The sequence below is a fragment of the Streptomyces sp. NPDC001373 genome (genome assembly GCF_042895815.1).
Classification (GTDB): domain Bacteria; phylum Actinomycetota; class Actinomycetes; order Streptomycetales; family Streptomycetaceae; genus Streptomyces.
On the sequence record NZ_JBIAWQ010000006.1, the window covers coordinates 142,247 to 166,769 of the forward strand.

General features: G+C 71.8%; 25 protein-coding genes and 1 pseudogene. 5 read left to right on the plus strand and 21 right to left on the minus strand.

Annotation, left to right across the window (positions count from 1 at the left end):
• A complete protein-coding gene (locus ACFY15_RS16055; protein ID WP_390825645.1) occupies positions 1–363 on the minus strand; it encodes a DUF5133 domain-containing protein in 363 nt (120 codons plus the stop codon).
• Between the two features lie 228 nt (positions 364–591).
• On the opposite strand from ACFY15_RS16055, the gene ACFY15_RS16060 reads away from it, so the two are divergent.
• The gene (locus tag ACFY15_RS16060) at positions 592–1,524 is read left to right on the plus strand and encodes a hypothetical protein (RefSeq protein ID WP_390825646.1); all 933 of its coding nucleotides are present in this window, start codon (positions 592–594) and stop codon (positions 1,522–1,524) included.
• A gap of 402 nt (positions 1,525–1,926) precedes the next feature.
• Here the strand turns inward: ACFY15_RS16060 and ACFY15_RS16065 are convergent, their stop codons facing one another.
• Complete coding sequence (locus tag ACFY15_RS16065) at positions 1,927–2,151, minus strand: hypothetical protein (protein WP_390825647.1); 225 nt, start codon at positions 2,149–2,151, stop codon at positions 1,927–1,929.
• 6 nt (positions 2,152–2,157) lie between these two features.
• Between ACFY15_RS16065 and ACFY15_RS16070 the strand changes: the two genes are divergently transcribed.
• The gene (locus tag ACFY15_RS16070) at positions 2,158–2,961 is read left to right on the plus strand and encodes a 2OG-Fe dioxygenase family protein (RefSeq protein WP_390825648.1); all 804 of its coding nucleotides are present in this window, start codon (positions 2,158–2,160) and stop codon (positions 2,959–2,961) included.
• Here the strand turns inward: ACFY15_RS16070 and ACFY15_RS16075 are convergent.
• Positions 2,939–4,108 carry a glutamate--cysteine ligase gene (locus tag ACFY15_RS16075; protein ID WP_390825649.1) on the minus strand — a complete coding sequence of 390 codons (1,170 nt, stop codon included), beginning with the start codon at positions 4,106–4,108 and terminating at the stop codon, positions 2,939–2,941. The two genes, ACFY15_RS16070 and ACFY15_RS16075, sit on opposite strands and share 23 nt — an antisense overlap.
• A 367-nt stretch (positions 4,109–4,475) precedes the next feature.
• Between ACFY15_RS16075 and ACFY15_RS16080 the strand changes: the two genes are divergently transcribed.
• Positions 4,476–5,141 (plus strand): HAD family hydrolase, encoded by a 666-nt coding sequence (locus tag ACFY15_RS16080; protein ID WP_390688290.1) that lies wholly within the window; start codon positions 4,476–4,478, stop codon positions 5,139–5,141.
• A gap of 52 nt (positions 5,142–5,193) precedes the next feature.
• On the opposite strand, the gene ACFY15_RS16085 is transcribed toward ACFY15_RS16080, so the two are convergent.
• From ACFY15_RS16085 to ACFY15_RS16145, 13 genes and pseudogenes are all read right to left on the minus strand, one after another.
• The gene (locus ACFY15_RS16085; RefSeq protein ID WP_390825735.1) at positions 5,194–5,490 is read right to left on the minus strand and encodes a DUF6479 family protein; all 297 of its coding nucleotides are present in this window, start codon (positions 5,488–5,490) and stop codon (positions 5,194–5,196) included.
• A 264-nt stretch (positions 5,491–5,754) separates the two neighbouring features.
• Complete coding sequence (locus ACFY15_RS16090; RefSeq protein ID WP_390688291.1) at positions 5,755–5,916, minus strand: hydrophobic protein; 162 nt, start codon at positions 5,914–5,916, stop codon at positions 5,755–5,757.
• 45 nt (positions 5,917–5,961) lie between these two features.
• Positions 5,962–6,207: pseudogene (locus ACFY15_RS16095) on the minus strand (MerR family transcriptional regulator); the annotation flags it as partial.
• A 518-nt stretch (positions 6,208–6,725) separates the two neighbouring features.
• Positions 6,726–7,160 carry an Hsp20/alpha crystallin family protein gene (locus tag ACFY15_RS16100; RefSeq protein ID WP_390825650.1) on the minus strand — a complete coding sequence of 145 codons (435 nt, stop codon included), beginning with the start codon at positions 7,158–7,160 and terminating at the stop codon, positions 6,726–6,728.
• Between the two features lie 684 nt (positions 7,161–7,844).
• Positions 7,845–8,180 (minus strand): DUF6204 family protein, encoded by a 336-nt coding sequence (locus ACFY15_RS16105; RefSeq protein WP_390825651.1) that lies wholly within the window; start codon positions 8,178–8,180, stop codon positions 7,845–7,847.
• A gap of 287 nt (positions 8,181–8,467) precedes the next feature.
• Positions 8,468–9,643 (minus strand): phosphatidylserine/phosphatidylglycerophosphate/cardiolipin synthase family protein, encoded by a 1,176-nt coding sequence (locus ACFY15_RS16110; protein WP_390688294.1) that lies wholly within the window; start codon positions 9,641–9,643, stop codon positions 8,468–8,470.
• Between the two features lie 287 nt (positions 9,644–9,930).
• Entirely contained in the window at positions 9,931–12,834 is a 2,904-nt protein-coding gene (locus tag ACFY15_RS16115) for a M48 family metalloprotease (RefSeq protein ID WP_390825652.1), read from the minus strand.
• Positions 12,831–13,361 (minus strand): hypothetical protein, encoded by a 531-nt coding sequence (locus ACFY15_RS16120; protein WP_390825653.1) that lies wholly within the window; start codon positions 13,359–13,361, stop codon positions 12,831–12,833. The genes ACFY15_RS16115 and ACFY15_RS16120 overlap by 4 nt, the downstream gene beginning before the upstream one ends.
• A 219-nt stretch (positions 13,362–13,580) precedes the next feature.
• Entirely contained in the window at positions 13,581–14,111 is a 531-nt protein-coding gene (locus tag ACFY15_RS16125) for a hypothetical protein (protein WP_390825654.1), read from the minus strand.
• Complete coding sequence (locus tag ACFY15_RS16130) at positions 14,108–15,436, minus strand: hypothetical protein (RefSeq protein ID WP_390825655.1); 1,329 nt, start codon at positions 15,434–15,436, stop codon at positions 14,108–14,110. The genes ACFY15_RS16125 and ACFY15_RS16130 overlap by 4 nt, the downstream gene beginning before the upstream one ends.
• A gap of 139 nt (positions 15,437–15,575) precedes the next feature.
• Positions 15,576–15,728, minus strand: coding sequence for a hypothetical protein (locus tag ACFY15_RS16135; protein WP_390825656.1), 153 nt, complete (start codon positions 15,726–15,728; stop codon positions 15,576–15,578).
• 174 nt (positions 15,729–15,902) lie between these two features.
• Positions 15,903–17,360, minus strand: a complete 1,458-nt coding sequence (locus ACFY15_RS16140; RefSeq protein ID WP_390825657.1) for a SulP family inorganic anion transporter — start codon at positions 17,358–17,360, stop codon at positions 15,903–15,905.
• Between the two features lie 73 nt (positions 17,361–17,433).
• Positions 17,434–18,027: a carbonic anhydrase gene (locus ACFY15_RS16145; RefSeq protein WP_390688301.1), complete on the minus strand. Its 594-nt coding sequence runs from the start codon at positions 18,025–18,027 to the stop codon at positions 17,434–17,436.
• Positions 18,028–18,536: 509 nt separating this feature from the next.
• Here ACFY15_RS16145 and ACFY15_RS16150 point away from each other — a divergent pair.
• Positions 18,537–20,168, plus strand: coding sequence for a flavin-containing monooxygenase (locus tag ACFY15_RS16150; RefSeq protein WP_390688302.1), 1,632 nt, complete (start codon positions 18,537–18,539; stop codon positions 20,166–20,168).
• A gap of 133 nt (positions 20,169–20,301) precedes the next feature.
• On the opposite strand, the gene ACFY15_RS16155 is transcribed toward ACFY15_RS16150, so the two are convergent.
• From ACFY15_RS16155 to ACFY15_RS16165, 3 genes are all read right to left on the minus strand, one after another.
• Positions 20,302–21,183, minus strand: coding sequence for a hypothetical protein (locus ACFY15_RS16155; RefSeq protein ID WP_390688303.1), 882 nt, complete (start codon positions 21,181–21,183; stop codon positions 20,302–20,304).
• A gap of 10 nt (positions 21,184–21,193) precedes the next feature.
• Complete coding sequence (locus ACFY15_RS16160) at positions 21,194–21,757, minus strand: papain-like cysteine protease family protein (protein ID WP_390688304.1); 564 nt, start codon at positions 21,755–21,757, stop codon at positions 21,194–21,196.
• 244 nt (positions 21,758–22,001) lie between these two features.
• Positions 22,002–22,673, minus strand: coding sequence for a hypothetical protein (locus ACFY15_RS16165; RefSeq protein ID WP_390688305.1), 672 nt, complete (start codon positions 22,671–22,673; stop codon positions 22,002–22,004).
• Positions 22,674–22,783: 110 nt separating this feature from the next.
• Between ACFY15_RS16165 and ACFY15_RS16170 the strand changes: the two genes are divergently transcribed.
• Positions 22,784–23,416 (plus strand): TetR/AcrR family transcriptional regulator, encoded by a 633-nt coding sequence (locus ACFY15_RS16170; RefSeq protein ID WP_390688306.1) that lies wholly within the window; start codon positions 22,784–22,786, stop codon positions 23,414–23,416.
• Between the two features lie 138 nt (positions 23,417–23,554).
• Here the strand turns inward: ACFY15_RS16170 and ACFY15_RS16175 are convergent, their stop codons facing one another.
• Together ACFY15_RS16175 and ACFY15_RS16180 are read right to left on the minus strand one after the other, a co-directional pair.
• Complete coding sequence (locus ACFY15_RS16175; protein ID WP_390688307.1) at positions 23,555–23,959, minus strand: DUF2267 domain-containing protein; 405 nt, start codon at positions 23,957–23,959, stop codon at positions 23,555–23,557.
• 88 nt (positions 23,960–24,047) lie between these two features.
• Positions 24,048–24,443 (minus strand): DUF2267 domain-containing protein, encoded by a 396-nt coding sequence (locus ACFY15_RS16180; protein WP_390688308.1) that lies wholly within the window; start codon positions 24,441–24,443, stop codon positions 24,048–24,050.
• Between the last annotated feature and the right edge of the window lie 80 nt (positions 24,444–24,523).

Below are 24,523 nucleotides of genomic sequence, written 5' to 3' on the forward strand. Positions count from 1 at the left end.
TCAGCGGGAGTCGAGTACGGAGTCGTCGAGAGGGCCCGTGCCGGGCAGGTGGTGCCGGACGGCCATCAACGCGGCGTGGACGTCCGCTGTGCCGGTGGCCACGCACAGGGCGTGCTCGACGTCCCGGATGTCGTTGCGTACCGGCGAGGCCTCGTCTGCGGCATCAAGGACGGACCTAGGCGGTCGGGACGGGCGTCTGGGGGGCCGGCCCCCTGCGGGGCACGCGGACCTCGTCCAGCACGGTTCGAACTGCCGAGCTCCCGCGCTGTCCTGTCGGATGATCGCGCCCGTCGCGTCGGCCTGCGACCGGAGCCGGGTGAGTGGGCCCGGACACGGAACCGTATGCCCGGAATCACCGGTCACTCCATGTCACGGTAGCCGAGGCGGGCCAGTGCGCTGGGGTGAAGTCATAATCGCTGGTCAAGGCGGTATACCGGGCGGTTGACCGGCGTGTCGCCAGGGGCGGGAGGGAGGCTCCGATTGCGGCGCGTGACGGGATGGCGGTGAGTGGTGAGGGGCATCCACCCGCCCCGGGCCGACTCCGGCCGCAGCACACCGTCATCACCGAACAGGAGCGAGCCGTTGCACCGCATGACCCGCTATTCCGTTCCCGCCGCCCTCTGCGTGACCCTGCTCACCGCGTCACCGGGTATCGCGGCAGTCGCCCGCGGTCCCGAGCAGCCGCCCGTCAGCGTCACGGGACAGGCCGTCCCCGGCAGTGACGCGCTGCTCGCACAAGTTCAGTCGCTCGGCGCTGCCGCAGGGATGCTGGAGCCCGTCACGGATCTGCTCTCGGCGGTGCTGAAGTCGCCGGACGGGAAGGTGTCGGCGGACGAACTGGCCGCAGTCAAGGCGAAGATCGAGCCTGCGTTCGCGGACCTGAAGAAGTCCGTCCCCGCCGCGCAGGCTCCGGCGAAGCCTGTCGTCAACACCCCGGCGAAGCCCGCGAACCCGCCGGCCGACCCGGCCGCCGAGCCCCCGGTCGCGAAGCCGGCCGACCCCGTGGCCAAGCCTCCCGTCGCGGAGCCCGCGAAGCCGGCCGACCCCGTGGCCAAGCCTCCCGTCGCGAAGCCCGCGAAGCCGGCCGACCCCGTGGCCAAGCCTCCCGTCGCGGAGCCCGCGAAGCCGGCCGACCCGGTGGCCAAGCCTCCCGTCGCGGAGCCCGCGAAGCCGGCCGACCCGGTGGCCAAGCCTCCCGCCGCCCAGCCTCCGGTGGCCCAGCCTCCGGCCGCGAAGCCCCCGGCCGCAGAGCCCGCCACGCCCGCCGACCCGGCCGCGAAGCCCCCCGCCGCCCAGCCCGCCACGCCGCCCACCGTGCTTCCAGCCGTCGCTCCCAAGTCCGCCCGTGTCGAGCAGGCTTCCGCCGCGATCGACAAGCTCAAAGGCTCGGTCGACGGCCTGCTGAGGGTCGCGGAGAAGGGCGCCCCCACGGCCGACGCCAAGGCCAAGGCCACCATGGTCGTGACCGACCTGAGCACCGCCCTGGTCGCCGTGCTCAACGCCCAGAAGGCCCCCGCCGCCTGAGTACGGTCCCGCACCGAGCCGTCCCCGGCGTCCTTCGGGCGCCGGGGACGGCTCGCGTCCGCCCTCTGCACCGCGCAGCCGCGTCCTCGCCTCGCGAACCAGGACGGAACCCGGCTCCTGCACCGTCCTGCGCCCGCGCAGAACGCTTCCCGGTCACGGCCTCGTCCTTCGCGTACGTAGCGGGCGCGCACCTCTACCGTCGCCGACCCGTCGCGCTGCCGGTGGAGCACGTCCGCAGTGTTGCGGCGCTCGGGCTTGACCACTCCCCCGTCGGATCGGTCGTCGGTGAACTTCCCGTGACCGGGAAACGGGCCCGAAAACCCGAAAGGCAGTCCTCCGCCGAGACCGCCGTCCCCGGGCGGCGGTACCCGCTACGGCTGCCACAGCCGCCGTCAGCCCCCGCTACTGCGCGTCCGCCGTCGGCGGCTGCAAGCTGCCCGCCCGCCGGTCCCGGCCGCCATGGCCGCCGTCAAGCGCGTGCGAAGCGGCGCCCACCGCCCCCGCGACGTGGCATTCGGCCCTGCCGTCGGCCTGACGGCGGCCCGGTGTCGCGGTCCGCGGGCCGGCCAGGACGCTGCCGCCGGCCATGGCGCTGCGGATGCCGGACCGCCGGTCGGACCCGAGCATGGGCACATGGACGAGGCGAAGGCTTTCGGGCGGCGGGCAGCGGGCGGGGCCCAGGAGGGACCGCGGGCCGGGGACGGTACGTCCGGAGACGACGACGCGGTGCGCGCGGTCGTCGAGGCGCGCCGGACGGTCGCGTCCCGTGGCTGGTACCTGATGCCCCCGGCCGTGCTCTCCCGGTGCCTGGGCGTGGCCCCCACCGAGTGGGCGCGGCTCGACGGACACTGGGAGGACCTCGCCGCGGACCCCTATGCGGCTGAGCAGGGGACGAGTCGGCTGCGCCGGTACGGACAGTTCCTGCTGCCCCGGCACTCCGGCGGCATCACGCCCCTGCCGCACGAGGTCTTCGTACAGCCCGACGACAGCAACCCGCTCTACGTGGACGTCGAGCGCCGCTTCGAACCGCTCACGGGCGGGTTCCGGGCCGAGCCGGTGCTGGACGCCCTGATCCGGCTGCTGGGCGAGGTCGCCGCAGGACTGGACGACGCCGACGAGTGGATCGTACGAGTGCACCCCTTCCGCGTCGTCGCCCGGCTGGACAGCCTGGGGCAGCCCACCCCCGAAGGCCGCCACAAGGACGGCGTCACCCTGGTGTCCTCGCTCCTGGTAGGCCGCCGGAACGTCACCGGCGGCCGCAGCACCGTCTACGACGCCGAAGGCGAGGAGCTGGCGGCCACCACCCTGAGCGAGCCCGGCACGCTCCTGCTCAGTGACGACCGCGCCACCTGGCACGCCGTCTCACCCGTCCGGCCCGAGGACAACGGCAGGCCGGGCCACCGGGACGTCCTGGTCACCACGCTGGCCGCCCGCTGACCCCGCCCCCGCCCGTCCCGCGTGCCGTGACCGTCACGAGCCGGTCCACCACTGTCGCCGGCCCCGCGCCCGCGGCCGCCCAGGCCCGCTGCCGGGACGCCCCGTCACCGTGCTCGGCCAGCCGGTCGAACAGGCCGGTGACCTCGCGGAGGTCCCCGGCCTCCTCCAGCGCGGGTCGCAGAAGGGTCACCAGCTCGCCTGCGACGTCCGCGGCCGGACGGGGCCGACCGGTCGCCGGATGGAAGACGTCGCCGCTCCATCCGTCGCGGGCGGCCCGCCAGCACGCGGCGCGCAGCACCTCCCCCTCCCAGCGCGGCCCCGGGTCCCCTCCCTGTACCCGGGTGGCGGCGACGCGCACGAGGGCGCGCAGGAGGACGGCGACGGCGACCGTGTCGTCGAGATCGTGCAGGACGTCCATCGCCCGCACCTCCAGCGTGGGCAGCCGCGGACTGGGGCGCAGATCCCAGAACGGCGTCTGCGCGTCCAGCATCGCCTCGGTACCGGCGATCACGACGGCAAGGCGCTCGTGCTCCTGCCACGAGGCCGCGTACGGCGGTGGCCCCAGGCAGGGGAAGCGGTGACGGATGACCGTGCGCCAGGCGGCGTAGCCGGTGTCGGCCCCCCGGTGGTAGGGCGAGTTGGCGGTCGCCGCGATCAGCAGGGGCAGCCAGGGGCGCAGGTGGTTGACCGTCCGCACCGCGAGCTCACGTTCGGGGAGGTGGACATGCACGTGCAGGGCACTGACGGCGAAGTCGTCCATCATGCTGCGGTACTGCAGACGCCCCGCCCGGTAGCGTGGATGACCGGCCACCTGAACCGGCCCGTCGTCCTGGAGCACGGCGGTGCCCGACGCGCACAGGCGGACTCCCTCGGCGCGGGCCGCCGCTACGAGTGCCGCACGCACCTGCTCGAGCTCCTGGCGCAGCTCGTGCGCGGACAGGCAGGGCCGGGTGCGTCCTTCGACCTGGCAGAGGGCGAACTCCTCCGTCACCCGATCCCCCACGTCGCCTGCGGCACGAGCGGCGACGGCGGGTCCGGCCGGCACGACCAGGCGCGTGTCCGGGTCGACGAGGAAGAACTCCTCTTCCACCCCGATCGTCGCCGGTCCGTGGGTGTCGTGACGGGGCGCAGGCGCGTGGTCTCTCATTCCTTCAGCATTCCCACTACCGGCCGGTACCGTCTGCGCGGCGCGGTCGTACCCCGTGGTGCGGCTGAGCCGTGTGCACCAGGCCGGCTCCGGGGTCGGCCCGCACCGCGGCGAAGCGGGCGTGGGCCGACACCGTGATCGCCCACCCCGTCCACGGCGTCACCCCCGGACGCGGACCGGCCGACTTCCGCACGGGCCCGCTCCTGCGGGCACGGCCTGCCCGCAGGCCACGCCCGGTGCCTGATGGCGGCGTTCTGGGGCATGTGCCTCGCTCGGCGGTAGAGAAACGAGCGCGGAAGGCACACAACGGGCAGGCTGGGTCCGTGGCGGGATGCGCTGCGATGAGGGCGTTCTGGGAGGTCCGGTGGTGGAACGGGCAGCACTGTTCGATGTCGACGGCACTCTCGTCGACACCAATCACCTGCACGTCACCTGCTGGTGGGAAGCACTGCGGCAGGCCGGCCATACGGTGCCGATGCATGCCGTCCACCGGGCCATCGGCCTGCCGGGCGGCGACCTGATCGCCCACCTCCTGGGCGAGGACCGCGACCGTGGCCAGGACGACGCGCTCAGCGCCGCGCACGACACCCTCTACGCCACCTACTTCCAGCGCCTGCCCCGCCTGCCCGGCGCCGAAGAGCTCCTGCGCACCCTGCACCGGCAGGGGTGGCGCGTGGTGCTGGTCACCTCCGCCGGAGGCAACGAGCTCGAAGCCCTGACCGCCGCCATCGGCGCAGACGACGCCATCACGGCAACCGCCAGCGCCGACGACGTGGAAGAGGGCAAGCCCGCCCCGGACCCGATCCAGCACGCACTCGACCTGTGTGGTGCCGCAGCCCGGCATTCCGTCTTCGTCGGCGACAGCGTCTGGGACATGAAGGCCGCCACCAGGGCCGGCGTCACCTGCCTGGGGCTCCTGTGCGGCGGCCTCCCCCGCGCCGACCTCGAGGACGCCGGAGCCACAGCCGTCTACCGCGACCCCGCCCACCTCCTCGAGGACCTCGACGCCAGCGCGTTCGCCCTCACGGAGTGATCAGGGGTGCGGGCCGGCCCTCGGTCCGCTTCCCGTACGGCGCGTCGCCTGATCACTCCTCGTCCCGTCTGTGCTCGGAGGGGCTGGAGCCAAGGTTGCCGTAGCCCTTCATCTCGTGCGGAGACAGCCTTCCCCCGTCCTCGGGAAACGCCGCCGCATCCGGCTCACGGTGCTCGTCGGCTTGGTGTCGGCCGCCCCGGGGGGCCGACCGGGACGCGGCAGCAGGACCGGGCCGACCCGAGCGACGTCTGATACCCCACCCGACAGCTCCTATCAGGACCAGGGCCACCACGGCGCCGATGGCCAGGAGGCCGGCACCCGCCGTCCCGGCGGCATGGAAGTAGGACATGGCGTGTCTGCCTTTCGTGAGCTCAGCCGGCCGGTCCAGAGCCCTTTCGTCTGCCGGGCCGGTGCTGTCCCGCTGCACGCCGCGGGGTTGCTGTGCCTGTGCCCGGTGCGTCACCGGCCTTCGTCTCGAGCGCTTCCTCAGCCTGCTTGCGGGCCTCACGGTCCCCGCTCTCACCAGGGGCTTCGGAAGGTGGCGTGGGTGTGCGGTGCGCCTTCTTGTCCATCGTTCGCTCCTTACCGTTTCGCCTTGGACAGGGTCGCGGGGCTACCAGCGGTACCAGCGTCCACCGCTGCCCTTCGGGCGTGCGACGAAGCCGAGCAGCCAGATCACCAGAACAGCGAGCGCGACCCACCACAGGACCTTCAGCGCGAAGCCGGCGCCGAAAAGGACCAGCGCGAGGAGAAGCACGAGAAGCAGGGGAACCATCGATATCAACCTCCGAGGCACCGGGTACCCGCCCAGCGCCTGTGCAAGCACCCGACAGCTGCCTGTTTTCTCATCGGCCGATGGGGAACGCCGCGTGGCAGGACAACAGCGCTCCTGGCAGCGGGAGTAGCGGCCGTGTCCGCCGGCGGAGGGCAGCGGGGTGATGAAGCGGGCTTCGCCGGTCGCGCGGAGGAAGCCCTGGGTGGTGCCGAGTACGGCGGCGGCCCGGCCCGTCGTGCAGGCGGGGTGGTCGTCGTCATCGAGACGGCCGGACGAGCCGCCTGCTGTCACTGCACCGCTCCGTGGAACGCGTGGAGGGGCCCGGGAGCATGTGGCTCCCGGGCCCCGAAGGAACTGAACTGCTGTTACTGCCAACTGCACTTACTGCGGGTACTGCCACTGCGGTACTGCTCGGCGGCCCCTGAACACTGCGGGCCACCCGGTCCGGTCACCAGTCCCGTCGCCGTCCTGCAACCAACCTGGCTTCGAAACTCCGTCACCGCACCGTCCTGCGGCACTGCAACTACGGGAACTGCGGTTCTGCTGCCCGGCAGTTCGTCTCTGCCGGGCCCTTCGACCTCTTTGGGCTACGAGAGAAACCATAACCAGTCCGCAACCGAATGTCTACTTCGGCCGGTATAGATTTCCGGGTGTTCGAGGATGAGGTAATCGCCCTCGAACGGCGACGCCCAAGGGAGCGTCCGCGTCGCGGCCGCCGTGGCCGAACGGCGGCTCGCCACGGCGGAGGGCTGGCGCCGGGGGAGGAAATCGGCTTTCCCGCCCTCCGCGACCGGCTGGGGAGGGATGGTTCAGCCGGAGATCTGCTTGCGGCCGGACCCGGCGCCGACGCTGACCTTGCGGGGCTTGGCGCGCTCGGCGATCGGGATGCGCAGGGTCAGGACACCCGCGTCGTAATCGGCCTCGATGCGCTCGGTGTCCAGGGTGTCGGCCAGCATGATCTGGCGGGAGAAGACGCCCAGGGGCCGCTCGGAGAGTTCCATCTTCACGGAGTCGGATTTGGCGGCCGGGCGGCGCTCCGCCTTCACGGTCAGCATGTTCCGCTCGACGTCGATGTCGATCGCCTCGGTGTCCACACCGGGCAGGTCGAAGGCGATCACGTACGCGTCACCCTCGCGGTAGGCGTCCATCGGCATGACCGACGGCTTCGACCAGGTCCCCGACGTACCCGACAGCTGCTGGACGATCCGGTCCATCTCGCGGAACGGGTCGGTGCGCATCAACATCGCGAAACACCTCCAGTTGGTTCAGGCAGAAACTGCCAATGCGCTTCAACGTGCCTCCGTTGTAGCATGTCATCTAAACGACGACAAGCAGGGCGTCATCTGGAGGATGACAGGGTGACGGAGAGTGCCATGGCTGAAGCCGACCCGCCGGCCGCGCCGGTCTCCTTTCTCGCCGCCGCGGCGGCGCTGGACGCCATCAACCGGTCCGTGAGGAAGGCACAGGGCTCCCCCAGCGGAACGCCCACCACCGCGCCGCCGACCGAAGGCTGCGGCCCCGGACCGGCGACCTCGCCGACCGCATCGACGCCCTCACCATCAGGGGCGCGTGCCTCGGGCCGCCGACATGGGCCCGCTCTTCCCCCCGTTTGGCCATTCGCCCAGACGCCTTCCGCTTCCTGAAAGCCTTGCCGGCGAGTGTTGTGGTGGCTCCTCGCGCTTTTCGTCACGCGTATGGAATCGCCCGCTGTGGAGGGGCGGGTAGCTGACGGTCGATTCCCCGGTAGCAGTCGCCGGACCCGGGTCGCGTTCTACGCGCGGGACGACAGGGTGGTCCGAGCGGCGGCCCGGCCGTGGCCCGGGGCGGGCCTCCACCGCCGCTCGGGGAACCCTGGACGTCAGCCCTTGCCGTACCGGCGCCGGTTCAGCCGGGGCCGGCACGGCCGGGGACGCGGCCTGCCCCGGCTGTCAGCCGCGGCGGGGCCGACGGATCTTCATGTCGTCCACGCTGGTGACCTTGGTCCGCAGTGCGCCGTGGCCGATACCGCGTGCGGCGAGAGCCGCGGCGGCCCGGTCGCAGGCCGCACCGCCGGCAGCCTCGTCCTCCAGGTGGGCGGCCTGCCGGACCACGCAGCGGAAGGAGAAGGCGCGCAGCTCCCGGTCGTAGACGAGGGTGCCGTCTTCGGTGAAAGCGGCCCTGAGGATGTCGTGTTCGTCAGCGGCGGCGAGGAGCCGGGTGCGCTGGGTGTCGTCGAGGTCGGCGAACACGCCGCGGACGATGACCCGGTAGGTGCGCTCACTCATGGGGCGTTTCTTCCTTCGCGCTGCGCTGCGGCAGCGCCACCCTGGCCGCCGCAGCGCTCCTCGTCGCGCTGCTCCTGCGCCCGCAAAGAGGCATCACCCCCTCGAACGCCGGTGGACGACCGGCCCCGCGGCCGGAAAAGGCGCGGCGGAGTGTCGGCTGAGACAGTCGGGTACGGGTCGTGATCGCTGCCATGACTGTCGTTCGCAGCCTGAATGCCCGGGCTCCTGCGGCCAGTCGGGGATACGGCCGGTCATGCCCCCGTCCTCGTGTTTCGCCGCGGCGTTGTTCACCAGGCGGTGCAGTGCGGGCCGGCCTTGATGGTTTCGAAGTTCGTCTTGAAGGCGTCGTAGACGGCCGGATTGTCGATCTTCAGGAGGGTCTCGTCATTGGCCCGGAGGTTCGGGAGTGTGTAGTTGTGGCTTCCGGTGAAGACCAGCTTGCGGTTGGCTCCGCCCAGGTAGGTGCCTTCGATCAGCATGTACTTGGAGTGGATGCCGATGGTGCGGGGGGTACCGGTACTGTCCACGGCCGTGCCCGCGCAACGGGCAGCGTAGGTGAGGTGTCCGCCGATCGAGGCCTGGACGGTGGTGCCGAGGTTGCCGTCCTCGCCGTTGTGGAGGAGTTCGACCCGGCAGCCGGCGTTCTTCAGGGCCACGAGCTTGTCGGCGACCTGGACGCGGGTGAAGGCGTACATGCCGATCCGGATCTGAGTGGCGCCGCCCGCGCAATCGACGTTGTTCAGCAGGGACACGATGGTGTCGGTGCCGGCGTCGTTGTCGTACGTGGTGCCGGCCTTCTCCTGGCGGGGGAAGAAGTAGGTCTTGTAGGGTCCGGCGTCCTGGGTCTTGTAGTAGGTGGCCAGGCCGGTCCCGGTGGAGCCGTTGGTCTGCAGGTCCTGCCAGTAGGCGCGGTAACCGGCGTAGAGGCCGGAGCCGGCGTCGGGAATCGTCACGGAGTTGTTGAACAGGTTCCGCCGCTGGCTCGTCGTCAGGTTCGCCGAGGTCTGGAACACCACGTTGTCGGTGCTGCCGACCTTGGAGAACAGGAAGAACTTGTTGTGGTTGATCGCGCCGGTGTCGCTGGCTCCGCCGAGGCTGCGGTTGCCGATGCAGCCCCGGCTCACCGGGCAGGCCAGCACCCACGAATCCGCGCTGGGATCGGTGCCGAGACCGGTCGCCGCAGCGAGCATCGAGTACTCCGACCCGGTGGCCTTCCCGTTCGCGTCCACGTCCGGGACCGCGTCCCCGTCCACGATGAGCCTGACCTTCACCCCGCGCTGCTTCGCCGCGACCAGCGCGCTGCTGACGCCGCCATCGGTGATGAGGTAGACCGAGCCGTTGATCTCCGCACCCGCCTGCGTCCGGTTGATCAGGGAGATCAGCTGGTTACGAATCGCATCCTGCCGGGCCGTGGTCCCAGCAGGGTCGTTGAAGGTCGCGGTGAGGGGGACCGTGTCGTCCACCGCGATCGCCCCCGGCGCCCCAAGCAACGAAGTCCCCGTCACAAGAACCGCCGTCGCCGCCGCACTTCGTATCCGCACGTCCCCACCCGATCTGAAGATCAATGAAGCTGATGCCCAGGAACCTACCGGACCCCGCTGTGGCCCTCCACTCCTCCGGAAGAGGCGGACGAGCACCCTCGTGTCGATGTCGGCCAGTGATCCGGTGGTGATCGTCGGACACCGGGCGAGTCGCTTCGCGCACCGGTTCGCGGGTCTGCCTGACGGGTTCCCGTCGGCCGACAAGAGCGTCAGGAGGCCTGGTAGCCCGCCTTCGTCAGGATGTCGGTGATGCTGTTCGTTGCGCTGGTGGCGTAGGAACCGGCCACGTCCAGATCGAACCTGGCGGACGCGAGGCCGATGAAGGCGTTGGCGTCGAAGGGTTGCCGGTCCACGGCTGACAGGCACTTGCGGCTGCCGTCGCGGGCGAACCGGCCGAACTCGTGCCAGTCGGCCTGGGTTTCGGCGTCCGGGACGCGGAAGTAGTACCCGTCTTCCCACGCGGCGAGCGTCCCGAGCTGTACGCACAGCGAGCGGATCCGGGCGAGCTCCGGGGCGTACTCCGCCTGCTCCGCGTCGAACCCGACCTCCACCGTCCTCAGCTGGTCGGTGGCCGCAAGGGCGCTTCCCAGCAGGTATTTCCCGCCGTGCCGGTACCAGGCGCGGACCTGGCGGGCCCTCGTCTGCGGCGATGTGGGGGGCGGTGCGTCGCCGAGCAGCTGCTGGATGGTCCGCTGCCCTGCGGCGTAGTCCGGAAGGGAGGTCTGGTACTTGGCCATGGTGAGCGGCTCCGCGACGGCGAGCGTGAGCACCAGGGCCGTGGGCAGGCCCAGTGCGGACCACCGGACGATGGGCCGGCTCCGGGACGGGCGTCGGCGTTCTGCGCGTCCGGGCTGCGCCTGCCGTCGCAGGACGGCCGACACCACGGCCGGCAGGGGGGTGGCCAGGAGGGTGACCAGGGCGGCGAGCAGGAGGGTGATGTTGACGAAGGCACCCAGGTTTCCGTCCGGAAGCGCTCGCCATGCCGGGCGCCAGCCGCAGTCGGTGTTCCACACGCTCAGTCGTGACGCGCAGCCGTCGACGGACATCAGGACCACCGTGCCCGCGAGGCCGAGTGTCGCTGCCGTTTGGGTCGCGATCAACGTGACGAGAAGATGGCGGCCGCGGCTGGCCCACATCGCGGTGACGGCCAGTGTTCCGGTGAGGGCCACGAACGTGAAGGCCAGGTACCGCAGTCCCTCGATCCCGTTGCCCGGCGTCGGCCCGGCCTGTCCGGTGTGCAGGTACGCCAGGACGCCGACGACCGCGAGCCAGCATCCCGTTCCGCCGACCAGCCCCGGCACCAGTGCCAGGCGTAGCGGTGGCGGCGTCTCCCACCGGGCGGTGGAGGGATCGCCGTCGAGCCGGGCGCGGGCCAGCCAGCGAGGGCGGCCGACGGTCGGCCCCAGCGCCAGGGCCAGGGCCGGAAGGAGCCAGGTCGCCGCGGCGGCGGCGGTGAACAGGGGGGAGTTCAACGAGGTCAGGAGCAGGGGGACCACCACGGCGGTGGCTGCGACCGCGGGATGCCCCGTGTCGGTGGCGCCGGGGAACATCCGCAGGACCGTCTGGCGCAAACCGGTGGTGCCTGCCGTCTGCCAGAACAAGCCGTAGATTCCCTGGGTCGTCTGCCAGGTGAACCAGACCGATGCGACGACGAAGCCGGCGGCCAGGCACAGCACGAGGGCGGGGCGTAGGGAACTGCCGCGCCAGGTACCGGCCCACAGGCGGGCGCACCGGGTGACCCAGACGGCGAAGGCGGTGCCGGCGGCCACGATCAGCAGTAGGCCCGCCAGGCCACCGATCCACCACTGCGACGCACCGGCGCCGAGCCCGATGAACAGCGCGCCCGTACCGAGGCCGGCGCCCAGCCAGAGGCCGGTGCGCACCCCGGAGGGCGCCGGGCGGCCCGTCACCACCGCGTAGGCCACCGACCGCCAGAGCGCGGTTCCGATCACGCCGCACACCAGGAGGGCCGGAACGAACGCCGCCCCCTGGGATATCCAGGAGCTCATCCGCCGGTACGTGCCGAGGTAGGTCAGGAGATGGCTGTGGATCAGCACCGCGCTCACACCGGTCAGAAGGATGGGCAGCGGCCGGAGCCCGAAGAGCGGGGAGGGATCGTCCAGCGCAGACCGGCGTACCTGTGCCTGCGGGTGCGTGCTCCACTGCTCCCTCAGGGAGTCGGCGACGGGGCGCAGTTTCCGGAGGGAGGGGGCTGCGGTGATGGAACGGTGCAGGTCCGCGCCCCAGCGGGCCGCCGCGAGGTCGGCGTGGATCTCCCGGGCGCGCAGCACGTCGGCCCGTGCAAGGTGGACGAGGGCGACCAGGAGGAGGGGGAGCAGGAGCGTCCGGATCTGGTACGGAGCAGTGGCCAGCCAGGTGGGAGGGGCGAGGGTGCTGAACTGAAAGGTCGACCAGAGGAGGTAGGGCAGCAGGACCAGCGTGCAGAAAGCCCGCCACAGCGCGACGGTGCCGTAGGTGACGGTGACGTCCCGGTTGGCGATGTGGGCGAGTTCGTGCAGCAGGACGGTCCGTACGTGCCCGGGGTCGGTGCCGCGGCAGGCGAGCAGGCCGCCGTGCAGACTGATGATCGGCCGGCGATTGCGGCCGAAGACCACCGCGCCCGTCGTGGGAGCGGCCCGGTCGACGACGACGCGCGGCACCCTGGCCAGCCCTGCGGCTCCGGCCGCCTCCTCTACCAGTCGCAGGACGGAACCGTCCGTGTCGAGCGTGTGCAGCGCGACGAGGCGCCGCCGGCGGATCTTCCAGGCCGGCAGCAGGAGGAAGAGCAGCGCGGCCGCGACCATGAGAAGCACCGGCAGGACGGCGATCTGCCACCAGGGCGGCAGAGGCGCGGACTGGTCCATGCACGCCCAGAACGGAATCCACTGGGCAGCCACGCGGGTCATCGCGGCTGCGTCTCCGGCCCGGTTCGGATCGAGCCCGGCGGCGAGCAGGCAGTCGACGCCGTCGGCGGCGTGCAGGGTCCGCACGACCGGAAGGATCATCGCCCCGCCGGCTGCCAGCATGAGCAGGACCAGCATGACGAAGCGGATGGTCGTACCCGCACCCAGGGCCCGCTCGTCGATGCGCGGCCGGGCGGAAACGGTGTTCACTGCGGGTCGCCACCGGCCGGTTCGTCCGCCTCCTCCTCGTCTTGCGGAGGCCCGGAGGCCGGTTCCGCCAGTACCGACGCGGCGACCACGGCATCGGCGAGCTCTGCTGCGCGTTCGGCGGTGAGCCCCCGCCGGGTGGCTGCCTCGACAACACGCCTGTGGACTGCGGCCAGTTGGGCCGGGTCCAGCGGCGGCAGAACGGCCGGCGGCAGGGGCCGGCGAAAGAGCCGCCGCAACCAACCGCCCGAGCGTCGGCCGGCCCTCTCGACGGCCGCGCCGACGAGGGCCGCGGCCACCTGGTCGAGCACCAGCCACACCACCGCTGTGACCAACGCGGCCACCTCGGTCACGCCGAACCCCAGCGGATCCCGCGGGCCCCGGCCCGACAGGCGCCGCACCGCCGAGGCGTCATCGAGCGCCAGCAGCCCGTCCACCATCAGGACCTCGTTCGGCGCCACTTGCGCCACCACGTCGCAGACGATGTCCCGCACGCGGCGTCCGCTCGCCGGCACCCCTGTCGAATCCATCCAAGCCCCCCCGTGACAGCTCGCCCAGATCAGGCATTCAAGATGGCATGACGGCAACCGACTCCGCCATGCCACCGGGCTGCGCCGCCCGGGCTCAGTAACCGCCGGGCGGCGGCGGACGCACGGGGAAGGCCTGGCGGCGGGGGAGCCGAGCACCGAGAGCGCGGTCGTCCGGCACTTCGGCGGGTGCGGTCCCCGCCCAGTGCGCCTCTTCGTGTGTCAGTTGCCTCCCGCACGGGTCGCGGCCGGCTCCAGGAACGGTTCGAGGTCCGAGATCTCCGCGAGGGACAGGTGCAGGGCCTCGTGCAGGAAGCGGACGATCGTCCAGTGCGGCAGGATCCCCTCGTCCACCGGGCCGAATTCCTCGCAGTACAACGGAATCCAGCGCAGCGCCTCCTCGACGGCCCGCTCCCGGCCGGGTTCGGCCTGGTAGTCCTCGTACCCGATGCTGCGGTGGTGGACGAAGAAGCCCCCCGGAAGGCGTTCCTCGCACAGCGCCCGGTACTCGCGGGTCTGCAGGATGAGGAAGTGCCAGATCTCGTCGATGTCCTGCTCGACCGGGAGGAAGAGCCCACCCAGGCGGTCCGGGTGCGCGGAGACCAGGTAGAGGTAGCGCATGCATTCCAGCACCTGGCGTTCGGCGTACGGGCGCGGTACGCCGGTGCGGCGCTGCGCGTGGCGGACCGCTTCCTCGTGGAGCGGCTCGCCGAGCAGGGCGCGCAGCGCGTCGGGCGTCGTACGGGGACTCATGCGCCTCCTCCTCGGGGGGCCGCGGCCGGGGGTTCCCGGTCGTCTGCGACGGCGAGCCAGGCGTACTTGCCTGACGCGCCGATCGGCAGGTGGGCGGTGTGCTCGGTGGTGGAGGGCCGCCCGGTGAGGGCGGTGACCGCGGCGGCGAGCGCGGCGTCCCGGCCTTCGGCGGGCGGGCGCCCGTCGAAGGTGGTGTAGCGCAGTCGCGCCGCCGGGCCGGTGCCGCCGTGCGTCTCCAGGCGGTAGAGGAAGACCTCCGGCGCCGCGTCGGCCACACGGTCGTCGAGGTCGGCCTGGGCGACGGGCCCGTGCGGGGTCTCCAGCAGCTCCTTCTCACGACCGCAGAACGCGACGACCTTCGCCGGGTCGGCGCTGCCGTCCGAGGTGCGCACGCAGTCGCCCGAGCGGTAGCGCACCAGAGGCATGTACGGGTTGCGGATGCTGGTGACGATCAGGCTGTGGATGTCGCTGCCGGGGGCCACGGGGACGAGCTCGATGCCCATGCGGTCCAGGTACGGGTGGTAGCGGCCGTCCCGGTCGCTGTAGTAGAGGTACCCCAGCTCGGTGCTGCCGAAGAGGTCGATGACCGGTACGCCGAACCGCTGGGTGAGGTAGCGGCGGACGTTGGCCGGGGTGTACTCGTACGCGGTGACGATGCTGGCGGGCTGCGGGAACGCCTCGGAGCCCCACAGGCCGAACTCCTCGGCCCGGCGGACCAGGTGGGCGAGGTGGTAGCCGGAGCAGTCCAGGTGGTAGGCGCCGTCGGGGTGCGCGGCGGAGACCTCGCGGATCTCGGCCAGCATGCGCTCGATGTCGGCCCGGCCCCACTGCCCGGGATCCAGGCGCAGGTTGAGGTACAGCGTGCGCTCGTCGAGCCTGCGGTCCTCCAGCGTCGGGGCGGCGGCCGGTTCGGTGCCGTTGCGGCGGGCGTTGACGCGCGCCACGTGCTCGGTGGCGAGCACGGTCGTCAGCGAGACCCGCCGGCAGCCGCCCGCCCAGGTCTTCGCCAGGTCCGGGTGTTCGCTCCACAGCCGGTAGTAGGAGCGCAGCAGGAAGTACGGGGGCCGGATGAGCTGCATCCGGGCGTGGTGGGTGCCGGTCGACCAGACGTACTCGGCTTCGCCGGCGGCCAGCGCGGCGGCCAGGCGCGGGGTCATCCAGTTGTCCGGAAAGCCCCGCGCTATCTCGGGCTTCTCCAGGATGGGGAACGCGTCCCGGTCGAGCGCGGGGCGGTAGACGGGGATGTCCCGGATGCAGTCGAGGACGTCGGCGGCCCGCAGGCCGTCCGACTGGGGGATGCCGGTCGGGGTGGTTGTGCCGTCCATGGCCACTTTCCGTAGCGGGGCAGGGGGATGGGTCCGCCCGGGGCGGGGCCTGCGGGGCGGGCGGACGGGGAACGTGGTCCCGTCCCCGCCGCGCCCCCGAAGGCTCCGCACCCCGGGCGGTCGGGCCGGAGCGGGTGCGTCAGGAGATGCAGCCGCTCTTGCCGGCGAGGCTGATGCAGCCCTCCTTGGGCGAGGCGCTGATGCAGCCGTCCTTCGCGGCCTGCGTCGAGTTGGCCTCGACCCAGCGGCGCCAGACGTCGTCCTGCGTCATGGTGCGGATGAGCTTCTCCACGGCGATACCTCCAGTGAGGGGAACGGCACGGCATCGGTGTTTTCCACCGCCCTCCAAAGTAAAGAGAATCCCAAGGGAGGGTCAATGGAAAACCAAGAGATGGCGCGTAATCGCAGGAGAAGGGCCGAAACCGTCACGGCCGGCCGCAGCGAGCCCGGAGGGCCGGAGCGGCGCTCAGGGTTTCGCCGGGACCCCGATGGTGGCCCCGCGCTGCTGCGCCCAGCCCTCCAGGGTGGTGCGGCAGGCGTGGTCCAGGTGGCGAAGCCCGGAGAGGTCGAGCTCCACGGGGTGGCCGCAGGGCAGGGCTTCGAGGGTCTCGAGCATCCGGGGCAGCCGGAGGAAGGTGGCGGAACCGCTGAGGGTGACGTGGAACCGGCCGTCCGTCGTCTCGTGCACGTCGAGGTGGACGTGCGAGGTCTCCCAGGCGCTCTTGGCCACGGCCAGGGCGATGCCGAGCAGGACGCCCTCGAACATGTTCGTGCCGACGATGGCGGTCGCGGTGGCGGCCAGGACGAGGGCCTCCCCGCGGTGGGAGTGCCACAGGGGGAGCAGGTCCTTGACGGGGATGAGCTTGCAGCCCGCGTGGACGAGGACGCCGGCGAGGGCGGCCAGGGGGATGACACCGATCGCGGCCGGCAGGAGGGCGGCGAAGAGCACGAGCCACAGCCCGTGCAGGACGCGGGAGAGCCTGGTCCTGGCTCCGGCCTGGACGTTGGCCGCGCTGCGCACGATGACGGCGGTCAGGGGCAGGGCGCCGAGCACGCCGCAGATGGCGTTGCCCGCACCCTGCGCCATCAGCTCCTTGTCGAAGTCGGTCCGCGGGCCGTCGTGCATGCGGTCGACGGCGGCGGCGCTGAACAGGCTTTCGGCCGAGGCGATCAGGGCGAAGGCGATGACCGTGCCGACGGCGGCCAGGCTGCCCAGCGAGGCGAAGTCCGACAGCCCCGGCGGCTGGATGGCGGCGAGGAGCCCCTGCACGTCGACGCGGGGGACCGGCCGGCCCGCCGCGGCGGTGACCGCGGTGGCGAGGGCGACCGCGGCCAGCGGGGCGGGCACCGCCTGGACCTTGGCCGGGAGCCTCTTCCACACGACGAGGACGGCGATGGTGGCCGCACCGACGGCGAAGGAGGTCAGGACGGCGCCGGTGGAGGCGATCTCGGTGGCCAGCCGCGGAATCCCCGCGATCTTGCCGAGTCCGGAGCGGGGCTGCTCGACGCCGGCCATGGTGTAGAGCTGTCCGAAGATCAGGACGAGTCCGATCCCCGCGAGCATGCCCTGGACGACCGCCACCGTGATCGCACGGAAGAACCGGCCGAACCGGAGTGCCCCCATCACGAGTTGGGCCAGTCCGGCGAGGAGGACGACGGCTCCCAGGGCGCCGAGGCCGAACTCCTGTACGGCTTCGAAGACCAGTACGGTCAGGCCCGCGGCCGGGCCGCTGACCTGGAGGCTGCTGCCGGGCAGGCAGCCGACGACGAGACCCCCGACGATCCCGGTGACCAGTCCGAGTTCGGCGGGCACCCCGGAGGCCACGGCGACTCCGACGCACAGGGGCAGGGCGACCAGGAAGACGACGAGCGAGGCCAGGAGGTCTCGTCGCAGATGGGCGGGCTTCTTGAGGGTGGAGAACATCAGTGGACTTCCTCGCACGGCGGAAGCGGAAGGGGAAGGCGGAAAGGCGGCCCGTGGGGAGGGCGGATGAGGGTCACAGCGGCCGGAAGGAGGTGGCGGCCGGCTGGTACACCTGCACGGCCCCGGTGTGGACCTCGTAGTACCAGGCGTGCACCGCCAAGGTCCCGGCCTCCACCCGTTCCGCCACACAGGGATGCTCGTACAGCCGCCCCAGCTGGGCGACCGCGTGGCGCTGGACGGCCTCTGCGAGGTCCGGGGAGAGGGGTGCGGTCGTCTCGGGCCTGCCGGCCGCGTGCTCCAGCCAGCCCCGGACGGCGGGCAGGCCGGAGAGGTCTCCGCCGCTCACCAGGGCGTTGACCGCCCCGCAGTGCGAATGCCCGCACACGATGACGTCGCGGACCCCCAGCACCCGCACCGCGTACTCGATGGTGGCCGTTTCGGCGGAGGGGCGGCTGCCGCTGTACGGGGGCACGATGTTGCCCGCCGTCCGCAGCTCGAACAGCTCACCCGGGCGGGCGCCGGTGATCAGGGACGGGACCACTCGGGAGTCGGAACAGGCGATGAAGAGGACTTCGGGGCTCTGCCCGGCCTCGAGGGCGTGGAACTCCTGGGCCCGTTCCGCCACGTGGGCCGTGAAGGAACGTGCGTTGTCGACCAGGGACTTCATGGTGGCCTTTCTCCTGCGCTCACGACGGTATGCGGGCGCGGTGTGTTCAGGTCATCAGTCGATGGGTGGATCGGCGTGCGCCAAGGGCATGACGCCGGTGTTCGCGTGTCTCCGCCCACGTCGCAAGCCGACGCGGGACGGGACGGTACGGGCGACACTCGGTGATTCGTTTGACCACCCAGCGACCACGTCTTTGCCTGAAGATTACCTCTCCCGCGGGAGGTCGTCACGGTCCAATAGCGGCCAATAACCGTACGTCGTCGCGGTAGTTGGCGGATTTCCAACGGCAATGCGTTCGGATGCGGGCGCCCCGGGACGGGGGTGGCCGACGAGCCACCCCCACTTCCCGTGACACCGGACATGGACCAGGATGTCGCTCCCGTGCCGCCGCGCCCCGTGCACCCGCCGGCTCCCCGCGCGGCGACCGCACCCACCACCGCACCCGCCCCTGCCGACACCGCCCCCGACGGGGCGGGCCGCGTGCCGCGTGCGGAGACATGGAGCAACCGATGGGAACCACCGCCCCCGGCGCCGACCGGGTCGACGCCGTCGTCGTCGGCGCCGGGCTCTCGGGTCTCTACCAGCTGTACCGGCTGCGTGAACTCGGCTTACGCGTAGCGGTCTTCGAGGCCGGCGAGGACATCGGCGGGACCTGGTACTGGAACCGCTATCCCGGCGCACGCTGCGACGTCGAAAGCATGTCGTACTCGTACTCCTTCTCCCCCGAACTGGACCAGGAGTGGGAGTGGAGCGAGCGGTACGCGTCCCAGCCGGAGATCCTGCGCTACATCCAGCACGTCGCCGACCGCTTCGGCCTGCGCGAGGACGTCACCCTGCACACCCGTGTCACCAGCGCCGCATACGACGGCACCGCCCACACCTGGCGTGTCTCCACGGACAGCGGACGCACCGTCACCACCCGATTCCTCGTCCTGGCCTCGGGCTGCATGTCGGCGCCCAAAGACCCCCGGATTCCCGGGCAGGACCGCTTCACGGGCGAGGTCCTGCACACCGCCCGCTGGCCGCGCGAGAAGGTCTCCTTCGCCGGCAAGCGGGTCGCCGTCATCGGGACCGGGTGCTCCGGGGTCCAGGCCGTCCCCGTGATCGCCGAGCGGGCGGCCGCGCTCACCGTCTTCCAGCGCACCCCGGCCTACGCGCTGCCCGCCCACAACCGCCCGCTGCTCGGCGCCGAGACCGCCGAGCTCAAGTCCCGGTACCCGCAGTTCCGCCAGGCCCAGCGGCTCTCCCGGGGCGGTACCGTGTTCGAACCGCCGACCGGTTCCGCGCTCGCGGCCGACGAGGCGGAGCGGACGGCCGCCTACGAGGCGGCATGGGAGTCGGGACTGCTCAGCGGGCTGCTCCGCACGTACACCGACATCCTGACCGACGAGAGGGCCAACGCGACGGTGGCCGAGTTCGTCCGGTCCAAGATCCGGTCGACCGTCAACGACCCGGAGACGGCCGAGGCGCTCTCCCCCCGCACGTACCCGTTCGCGACGAAGCGTCCCTGCCTGGACACCGGCTACTACGCGGCCTACAACCTGCCGCACGTGACGCTGGTGGACCTCCGCGCGACCCCGATCGAGACGATCACACCCCGGGGAATCCGGACCACGGAGGAGGAACACGCCTTCGACACGATCGTCTTCGCCACCGGCTTCGACGCGCTGACCGGATCCCAGCTCGCCATCGACATCGTGGGCAGGGCCGACGTGAGCCTGAGGGAGAAGTGGGCGGACGGCCCACGCAACCACCTCGGGCTCATGTCGGCCGGCTTCCCCAACCTCTTCACCGTGCTCGGCCCGCTCAGCCCGTCCGTCCTCAGCAACATCGCGGTGTCCCTGGAGCAGCAGGTGGAGTGGATCACCGACTGCATCGCCCATCTGATCCGGAACGGCCTCACGCAGATCGATGCCGCACCGGAGGCGGAGGAGGCTTGGCGCGCCCACGTCGCGGAGCTCGCGGACCGCACGCTCTACCCGGCGGCGCAATCCTGGTACATGGGATCCGACGTCCCTGGAAAGCCGCGGGTGTTCCTGGCCTACACCGGCGGGCTGGACCGCTACCGGGCCGCGTGCGAGGCGTCGGCCCGAGACGGCTACAGCGGCTTCGTCCTCTCCGGCGGCGCCCGTGAACGATGACGCCGCCGGGGGACGCGCCTTGGCCCCTGCACCTCGGCGCGGGTGTTGCAGCCGTCCGCCGGCGTTCCCGTGCCTGAGGCTCGTGCGCCGGTGGCACCTACGGTCCTCGCCGCGGGCGCCGGTGGCGAGCGGCTCAAGGGGTGCTTGTGCGCCGACGCCGACGGAGCACGACGGCTGCGCCCGCGAGGGCCAGGGCCGCGCCGGAACCGCCGGCAAGGAGCAGGGCGGAGGGCGGGGCGTCGTCCTCCGTGCGCTGGAGGCCGTAGCCGCTGGAGTAGCCGGCGGTGTCGTACTGCGAGCCGGGCAGCTTGTCGGCGTAGCGGGCCTTGACCAGCTTCTGGTAGTCGCTGAGCGACACCGCTGCCCGGCCGCCGAGTCCTTGCCGGGCCTGGTCGTTGAGGGGCTCGACGGTGGTGAGCTTGAGCTGGTACCAGCCGCGGATCTGCGGCTCGGTGAAGACCAGTGTCCCCAGGGTGGCTCTGCTGGCGTAGGTGGCATCGCCGTCGCCGTCGCGCACGGCCGCCAGGTGCCAGCCCCCGCCCTGGGAGGGGGCGAGCATGACGGTGGCGTTGCGGCCGTTGACGGTGGTGCTGAGGGAGGAGACCAGCTGGGTCAGCTTGACCGCCTCGTCGGGCAGTGGCTTGGCGGTGCCGGCGACGAACCCGGGGGTGATCTCGTTCAGGGCCACCGGATCTCTGATCGTGAAGACCGGGAGACCCTGGCAGGGCTCGGCCGTCTCGGGGATCGACTGCACCGTTGCGGCGGAGCCGCCGGCGGGAACCGGAGTGCGCAGGAAGCGGCAGACGGCGTTGCGGACGTCGGTCGACTTCACCGCGCTGAGGGCGGCTTGGTAGTCGGGGATGTCGGCGGGGAGAGGGTCCTTGGCGGGGCTCGCGTGCGTCGGCCCGACGACGGACAGCAGCGCGGATGCGCTCACCGCGATGACGAGGGACAGACGGGAGGAGCGGGAGGCCGCCCGCTTGCTGGACGTTTCGATGCCGCTGGTGTCACGCATGTCGCCTGCCTTAGCGGGAGATGCCGATGCGGGAGTGGGTCCACTTCGACGAGCTGTTGCTCACGTAGTCGTTGTAGTTCCACCACGTGTACGTGGTGGTGTCCGGCCACGGGTCGGCCACGGCGATCGTGTTGTTCGACGTGTCGAAGCCGTAGACCACGTTCATGTGGCCTCCCCCGGACGTCCACCCGATGCGGGCACCGATCGGCCGGGCCGCCTTGACGTCGGTGTACACCTGGTTGAACGTGGCTGCGCTGCTCAGGCCGGAGCCGGTGCGGGTCAGGCCGAGGCTGCTCCAGCCCCTGGCCATGTCGTCGAGCGTGGCGGGCTGGTTGTTGCAGCCGTAGTAAGGCTGGGCCCGGTTGCAGAAGTCCGTCTGTGTGGAGCCGAAGCCCTGGAACTTGGCGATGGTCAGTCCGGAGGCGACCCAGCACCACTGGGTCTTCTCCTGCTTCAGCATGCTGATGGTGTCCTGGCCCGCTTCCGCGTGAGCTGTGCCTCCCGCGGCCGCGAGCGATCCCAAGACGGCCAGCGCGGTGGCCAGCGTCGTGGTCCCGTTCCTGATCCTGCCCATTTTCCTGCCTTCCCCTGTATGGGTACAACGAGATGAGCGGGGCAATCTGGCACGCATATGACAGCGCACCATGTCTCAGGCACATAGCGGACTTGCGGGAAACTACTCCACACTGACTATTTGTCAGCTCGTCGTCCACGGGCGGGCGGCGGACGGCCGCGCACCGCTGACCCACGGCACCGTCCGCGCCCGCCGCGCGGGAACTCCCGGGCGGCCCGGAACGAAGCCGCTGCCGGAGTGCCGCTCAGGCCGTCGTCCGGTCCGGTGCGCGGCGGGGGAGGCGGCTGCGGAGCGCCCGGACCGCGGCCGCGAGGGCGAATCCGTACACGGACACCAGCCCGTGGCCGTTGTCCTGCGCGAGCCACACCGCGAGGCCGAGGGCGGGGACGGCGAGCGCGAGGGCGGTCTCCTTGGGGAGGCGGGTGCGGGTGAGGAGGGCCAGGGCGAGGGTGGCGCCGAGGAAGTAGGTGGCGCCGGAGCTGCCCGCGAAATTGCGCGGGTCGGTGCTGGGGCCGTCACCGAAGCCGAGCAGGGTGTCGATCCGGCCGGGGAGCACGATGCCGGCGAGGAAGAAGCCGAGGGTCAGGGGCCCGCCCCAGTACCACTGGGCGAGCGCGGCGACAGCGGCCAGGGTCACGAGGTTCCACAGGCCCCCGAAGAGGCCGCCGTTCTGCATGAACACCGAGGTGAACTCGCGCCACCAGCCGGACTTGGCGGGGTCGCCGTCCAGCGCGTCCATGGCACCGGGCCACACCAGCTGGAGCACGACTCCGCCGACGGCCGCGGCGGTCAGGCCGATCGCCGCCCACGGGAGCGGCCGCCCGCGCAGGGTGTCGCGGCCGACCACACCCAGCCCGCAGTTGAACATCATGACCATCAGCGCGGCCGTGGTCACGTTGAAGACGATCGCCTCCATGACCTGACTCCTCCCCCTGGCGACGCCGTTTCCAACACCGTTCGAAACCTGATGGGGCAAAGCTAACAGAGAATTCCAACAGTGTTCGAAAGCGATGTACGGTGGAACGCATGAAGCTCACCAAGGAGCGCATCGTCGACGCCGGCATGGCCGTGTTCGCCGAGGTCGGCTACCAGAACCTGTCCATGCGCCAGGTCGCCGAGCGCCTGGACACCCATGCGGGCAGCCTCTACTACCACGTCCGCGGCAAGGAGGAGCTGCTCGCCCTGATGGCCGACCGGGTCTGCCGCCGCGCCTACGACGCCGGCACCGAAGCCCTCGCCGCCCTCCCGCCCGCCGCCACCTGGCAGGACCGCATCGAAGCCCAGGCCACCAGCCTGCGCCGGGGCATCGCGCAGCACCCGGGCGGCGCCCAGCTCCTCGCCGAGAGCCCCGGCATGCTCAGCACCGGAGCCCTCTCCCTGATGGAACGCCTGCTGCGCACCCTCCTCGACGCCGGCCTGCCCGCCGACCACTGCCACATCGCCGCCGACACCCTGCTCAGCCACGCCACCGGCTTCGTACTCCAGGAACAGAACCAGCCCGCCGCGCCGCCACCCGTCACCGCGGAGCTCTACGCCGACCTGTGCGAGCGGTTCCCCCTGGTCATGGACCCGCTGACACGACGCCCGGACCAGGACGAGAAGTTCACCCGGAGCGTCCGCCTGCTCTGCGCCGGCTTCGCGACGCTCGCCCGGCCGTAGGCGACCGGCGACCGCGACCGCGACCGGCACATGAACCACGCGCCGGACGAGCAGCCTGCTCCGATGGACAGCCTCGCCTCGTGGTGACCATACCCAGGCGAACGGCCCAGGAGGCGATGCGGCCCGCCCGGCGCCAGGTCAGGCGGCGGGCTGGCGTTGGCGCAGTTCGGCCTGGCCGAAGAGGAGGGCGTAGCCGTCCGGGAGCCGGCGCAGGATCCGGTTGAGGAGGTCGGGTCCCGCCAGGCGTGTGACGACGGCGAGGACGGCGCCGGTGTCCCAGCGGGTGGTCGCGGGGCTGGCGCCGGTGCGGGCGGCCAGGTCCTTGACGAAGCCCCAGCCGGTGAGGGGGTGGGCGTCGGGGATCTGGGCGGTCAGGGTGAGGGCGGCCTCGACGGGCAGGCAGCGGGCGAGGTCGGCGCGCTCGGCTCCGGTGAGCCGGCGGCCGAGGGCGGCCAGGACGTGGTGGACGGCTTCCGCGGCGCGTTCGCGGGTGGGGTAGGCGCCCTCGTAGCGCACGCTTTCCAGCATCTGGTCGAACGTCATGAGGGTGCGGGACGGGTTCGCTGGAGGCTGGTCGTACACGGCTGTGGCTGCCTTTCTGTGCGAAGGATCCGGTCTGCGGCCGGTGTGGTCAGGCGGGCTGGGAGTGGCCGAAGAGGATGTCGTAGCCGGGCGGGAGCTGGAGCAGGACCTCGCGGGTGAGGTCATCGCCCGCGGCGGCGGCCGCTGTGGACAGGACCGCCCCGATGTCCCACAGGGCCGTCTCCTCGGTGGCCCCCTCGATCCAGGCCGCCGTCGCGCGGACGAACCGCTCCGGGGAGAGCGGCTCGGCTGCCTGCAGCGGATTGAGGAGGATCAGGGCGTAGGTCTCGGGCAGCCGGGCCGCCAGCTCGGCCCGTACGGTGCCGACCAGGTGCGCGCCCAGCAGGGCCAGGACCACGCGGGACACACGGTCGGCTTCCTCGACGGTTTCGTACTCACCGCGTTCCCGGACATGGGCCAGGAACGACTCCCTGCGCATCGACATCGACAGCACCTCCGGAGAACGAAGGGGTGTACAAGATCAAGGGGGCGGAGGGCGGGTGCCGGAGGGGGGTCGGAGGTTCC